Origin of the sequence: Aquabacterium sp., assembly GCF_014378415.1 — a bacterium.
Lineage (GTDB): Bacteria > Pseudomonadota > Gammaproteobacteria > Burkholderiales > Burkholderiaceae_C > Aquabacterium.
The window spans coordinates 1-4831 of sequence record NZ_JACMNS010000066.1 but is presented as its reverse complement, the minus strand read 5'-3'; the positions used below and the strand labels follow the sequence as shown (position 1 = coordinate 4831).

The following is a 4831-nucleotide window of genomic DNA, read 5'->3' as shown; positions in this document are numbered from 1 at the left end:
GCACTGGGCTCCATGCTCGATCCGCAAGGGCGCGCCTATGCGGCGGTGAGTCAGGGCAAATCCTACATGGGCCGTGCCACGCTCTTTGGCAAACCCTACATGGCGAAGTACGACGTGGTCCGCGATGCTGCCAACAAGGTGGTCGGCGTTTTGTTCGTCGGCTTTGAGATTGCCGCCTTCGATGAAGCGGTGGCGCAAGTCGTTGAACGTAGCCGCTTCTTCGACACGGGTGGCATCTATGTGATCGATCCCAAGATGGCAACACAAGATGCCGTGTTTGCAGCTCATCCGAGCGCCAAGGGGCGAAAGGTGCTTGATGTATTTTCGGGCGCCAGACAATTCCTGGATGCCTTGGCATCCAACAAAGGCAAGGCGCTGGCCAGCCCAGGCCTGCTGAGCACGGCAGGCCATGACAGGTGGGCTGTATTGAGCGTGAGCGCATCGACCGGGCAGTGGGTGGTCGCGGAGCTTTCCGATGGCGAAGCGATGCAGGCGAACCGGCAGGCGCTGGTGCCCTTTTGGGTCATGGTGGGGGTGGCTTGTCTTGGATTGAGTGGCGGTCTGCTGTGGCTGATGCATCGGCAGATCGGTACGCCGCTTCGGGAGCTCATTCAGGCCGCCAAGGCGGTGGCCGCTGGGAACCTGTCCCGCGGATTCACGAGCGATCGGCACGACGAACTTGGGCAGGTCATCCGCAACGTTGACGCCATGCGCCTGCGTTTTCTTTCGCTGCTCACCACCTTGCGTCAATCAGCCGAATCGATCTCGACCGCTTCGGCTGAGATTGCTGCGGGCAACAGCGACTTGAGCAACCGCACCGAACAATCAGCAGCGAGCATTGAGGAAACTGCCAGTTCAATGGAGCAGCTCACCAGCACCGTCAAGCAAACGGCGGACTCTGCCAACTCGGCACGAACACTTGCCGCGTCGACATCAGCAGCAGCCTTGCGTGGCACCCAAGCGATGCACGCTGTGGAATGCACCATGGGCGAAATCAGCACCAGCGCTCGCAAAATATCAGACATCATCAGCGTCATTGACGGCATCGCTTTCCAGACCAACATCCTTGCGCTGAACGCTGCAGTGGAGGCGGCACGAGCGGGCGAGCAAGGGCGCGGCTTCGCCGTCGTGGCCAGCGAGGTGCGGTCTCTCGCCCAACGCTCGGCAGGTGCAGCCAAAGAAATCAAGGTGCTGATCGGTGGATCAGTGGAAAAAGTCGAGATCGGTACCAAGCTTGTGGCTTCGGCCGGTGTAGCGATGAATGACATCCAGGCAGAAGTGGTCCGTGTGAACGAAGTCATCGAACAAATCAGCCACGCTTCTACCGAGCAAGCCGACGGCATCGCGCAGGTCAATGCTGGCATTGGCCAGCTTGATCGAAGCACGCAACAAAATGCGGCGTTGGTCGAACAATCGGCTGCGGCAGCCGAAAGCCTCAAGGACCAAGCGGCAAGTTTGATGGCGGGGCTTCAGAAATTCAAGGTCGATGCCTGAGGTGCCTGATGCCGACCGCCGCCTGATACCCGGCCCGCAAAGCACCAAAGCCCCGCTCCCGGGGCTTTTTTCATGGGCCTTCGTTTTGCAGCGCTTCGCGCGCCAGACTTTTTGCCTTGCGGCCCGGATTCAGAAGCCCGTCTTCCGCGCCTCTTGAAGCCGTCTGGTTGGAGCATCCAACTGCATGGCCCCCTACATAAGGGGCTGTTTGCAAACTCTGGGGAAAACGTGAACGGGAAACGTTATCTATTCCAGTCTAATCAGATTACAGGCGTTGTCTGTTTGCCCCAATCCAAACCAAATCCATGAGGAAAAAGACATGACTCGAAGCATGAAGCACCTGACCACCCTTGCCGGCCTCGCCTGCTTGAGTGCCTTGTCCATGACGACCTTTGCCCAGGCTCAACAGGTCTACCCCACGGTTGACGCCAAGCTCAAACCCACTGCTGATGTCTTCTACACCTCGCCGACCAGCGGCGAGTTGGCTGCCGAGGCCCCGGGCAATGTGCTGCGCTACCGCGCGCTGCCGGCCGCTTCGCTGGGCACCAGCCTTAAGGAAGGCTGGCAGGTGATGTACCGGTCCACGAACACCAAAAACCAGCCGGTTGCCATGGTGACGACCGTGCTGATTCCCAAGAGCGCCCCCGCAACCGGTCGCAAGCTGCTGTCTTACCAATCCTTCTACGACAGCCTCACGCTGGACTGCTCACCCTCGGGTCAGGCCACGTCCAACACGCTGCTGGAAAAGACCTTTTTCCAGTCGGCGCTGAACAAAGGCTACGTCGTGACCATGGCCGACTATGAAGGCCTTGAGTCGCAGTGGATCGTCGCCAAGAACAGCGGCCAGGGCGTGCTCGATGGCATCCGTGCCACGCAAAGGTTCAGCAAGGCCGGGCTGAATGCATCGACACCAGTGGGCATGTTGGGCTACTCAGGCGGCGGCTTTGCCACGGCTTGGGCGGCTGAGCTGGCGGCTGGCTATGCGCCTGAGTTGAAGATCGTTGGCGCGGCCCAAGGCGGCTTGCCGGTCAACCCGATCAACGTGGCCAAGAAGGTTGACGGCACGTTCTGGGCTGGTGCCTACCTGGGCGCGGTCGTGGGCTTATCGCGCGCCTACCCCGAGCTCAAGGTTGAGGATTACGCCACCCCAGAGGGCATCGAGGCCGTCAAGGACATCGGTACACGCTGCCTGACGGGTTCACCTAATCTGCTGACGGCCTATGCCTACAAGAAGGGATCTGACCTGTTCAAGGATCCCAACTTCCTGAACCTGCCCGAGATGCTGGCCATCAACGCCGAGAACACCATGGGGCAGTACACACCCAAGATCCCGCTGCACATCTTTCAAAGCGTAGGTGATCAACTGATGCCCATTGCGGACGTCAACAGCTTGGTAGCCTACTACTGTGCCAATCAGGCCACCGTGCAGTACAAAGCGGTTTCAGGCACCGACCACGTTTTGGGCGCCCTGGGCTTGAGCGGGGCCATGACCTATCTGTTGGATCGTTTCGACGGCAAGGTTGCGCCGAACACCTGCAAATGAGGTATTGCTGCTAGCAGCAAGGAGGCGCGAGTGTGGTGGCCCTGTTGAAGGTGCTGGGCAAGGGTTCTGGCCTGGACTCCCTGCACCCCGACATGTCCGTCCGCTTCTCGCGCAAGGCGCGCGCGCCACGGAAAGCCCGGCACAAGCCACCTGACACCGCGCCCGCCAAGCACCAAAGCCCCGCTTGAGGATGACCAATCTCCGGGTCAGCGCGCACGCCGGTAGTGCATGGCGACCGCGCCGCTGCGGAGCGGCTTCGCAGAGATCAACTCGAGCCGTCGCGTGTTGGGCAGCCCGCTCTGGTGGCACGACAAAGCCTGCCAGCCGCTTGTCCAGCGCATCCTGACCTAGGCTGGACCGCCCATCTCCCGCCCATTTAAGCCGTGGCTTCGGTCAAAAATCACGGCGCAAGCCCCATTGGGTGTGCCGGCTTGTCCATCAATTCACTGTCATGTCGATATAGGTCTAAGCACCTTTGTACGTTTTCCATGACTTGTCTAAGACCAGTTGACCCGCCGAATTTTCAATGACGGACACAAGTACTGCGCGTGGTGGGGATGCGACTGCAACTGACGCCGTCGAATCCGCGCGATCATCTACCAGGGCATCCACAGTGGCTTCCATGCAAACCGCATCGACCATGTTGCACGCTGACGGCTCAGGCAAACCCGCTGGTTTGTCGTCTCACGCGATGCCCGGCTCGGCCGAGGAAGTACTGGAACAAGGTCACCCCTGGCTGCGTTTCCCCAAGGCGCTGGAGGCCCAGTTCCAGGCCAATTTGCTGGAGCCGCGCCGCAAGCTGCTGTTGACCTGCGGATGGATCGGCATCTTCTCCGTGGCCCTGGTCTCGGCTCAGGTTGCGCAGCTGATGCCCGATGTGGCCGAACTGGCCCTGCAACTCACCAAGGCCATCCTGGTGGCATGCGCCGTCTGCCAGACCATCACATGGTCAACGCCGCCGCGCTGGCGTCGCCACTGGCATGCCGAGGCATTGACCACGCTCATGACCGTCAGCATAGGCGCGGCGCTCATCAACGCCTGCGTGATCAGCCGCGCCGACTCCACCTTCACGCACTCGGCCGCGCTCGTCAGCATCGTGATGTACACCTGCATCGTTGCACGGCAGCGCTTTTACTGGTCATTGGGCAGCTCCATCTTGTCTTTCGTGGCCTACGCGGCCTTGGTCGAGGGCTACACGCCGCTGCAGCATCTGATCGTTGCCGCCAACATCAAGTTGATGGCACTCAGCTATGTTTTCGTGCTGGTTGCCAACTACGCCTTCGAGCATCGCGAGCGCCGCAACTGGTTGTTGCGCAAGCTCGAAGCACAACAGCGCGGCGCACTCAAAGAGACCTCCGAGCGCCTGCATCGCTTGTCTGCGCAAGACCCGCTCACGGGCCTGATAAACCGCCGCCAGTTCGATACCGACCTGGCACTCGCGTGGTCTCAGGCCGTGTTCGCCAAAGAGCCGGTGGCGATGCTGATGGTCGATGTGGATTTCTTCAAGCGCTACAACGACACCTATGGCCACCCCGCAGGTGACGCCTGCCTGATCCAGGTGGCCAAAGAATTGAACGAGGTGGCGCAAGCGCATGGTGGCATCGCCGCGCGCCTGGGCGGTGAGGAATTCGGCCTGCTGTTGCCCGGCCGCACGCTCGACGAAGCCATGGCCGTCGCAGCGGCCTTGTGCGAAGGCGTTCGCGCCGCGCACATCGAGCACAAGGCGTCCACGGTATCTGGGCATGTCACGGTGAGCGTGGGCGCGGCGCTGGCCTGGCCGGCGCAAGGCGGTGG

General features: G+C 61.0%; 4 protein-coding genes. All 4 read left to right on the top strand.

All coding sequences use genetic code 11. The annotated features are described in order from the left end of the window. Positions 1-1494: methyl-accepting chemotaxis protein (locus H7225_RS06610; protein ID WP_290660081.1), on the top strand; the 1494-nt coding region annotated here is incomplete at its 5' end. A gap of 319 nt (positions 1495-1813) precedes the next feature. Next, a complete protein-coding gene (locus H7225_RS06605; protein ID WP_290660079.1) occupies positions 1814-3037 on the top strand; it encodes a lipase family protein in 1224 nt (407 codons plus the stop codon). Positions 3038-3069: 32 nt separating this feature from the next. Then, positions 3070-3225 carry a hypothetical protein gene (locus tag H7225_RS06600; RefSeq protein WP_290660077.1) on the top strand — a complete coding sequence of 52 codons (156 nt, stop codon included), beginning with the start codon at positions 3070-3072 and terminating at the stop codon, positions 3223-3225. 434 nt (positions 3226-3659) lie between these two features. Next, positions 3660-4831 (top strand): diguanylate cyclase (locus tag H7225_RS06595; protein WP_290660075.1); only part of this gene is annotated, 1172 nt, incomplete at its 3' end.

Excerpts from the sequence above, each read along its gene's own strand:
- H7225_RS06605 (WP_290660079.1), top strand. The coding sequence starts at position 1,814 with ATGACTCGAAGCATGAAGCACCTGACCACCCTTGCCGGCCTCGCCTGC.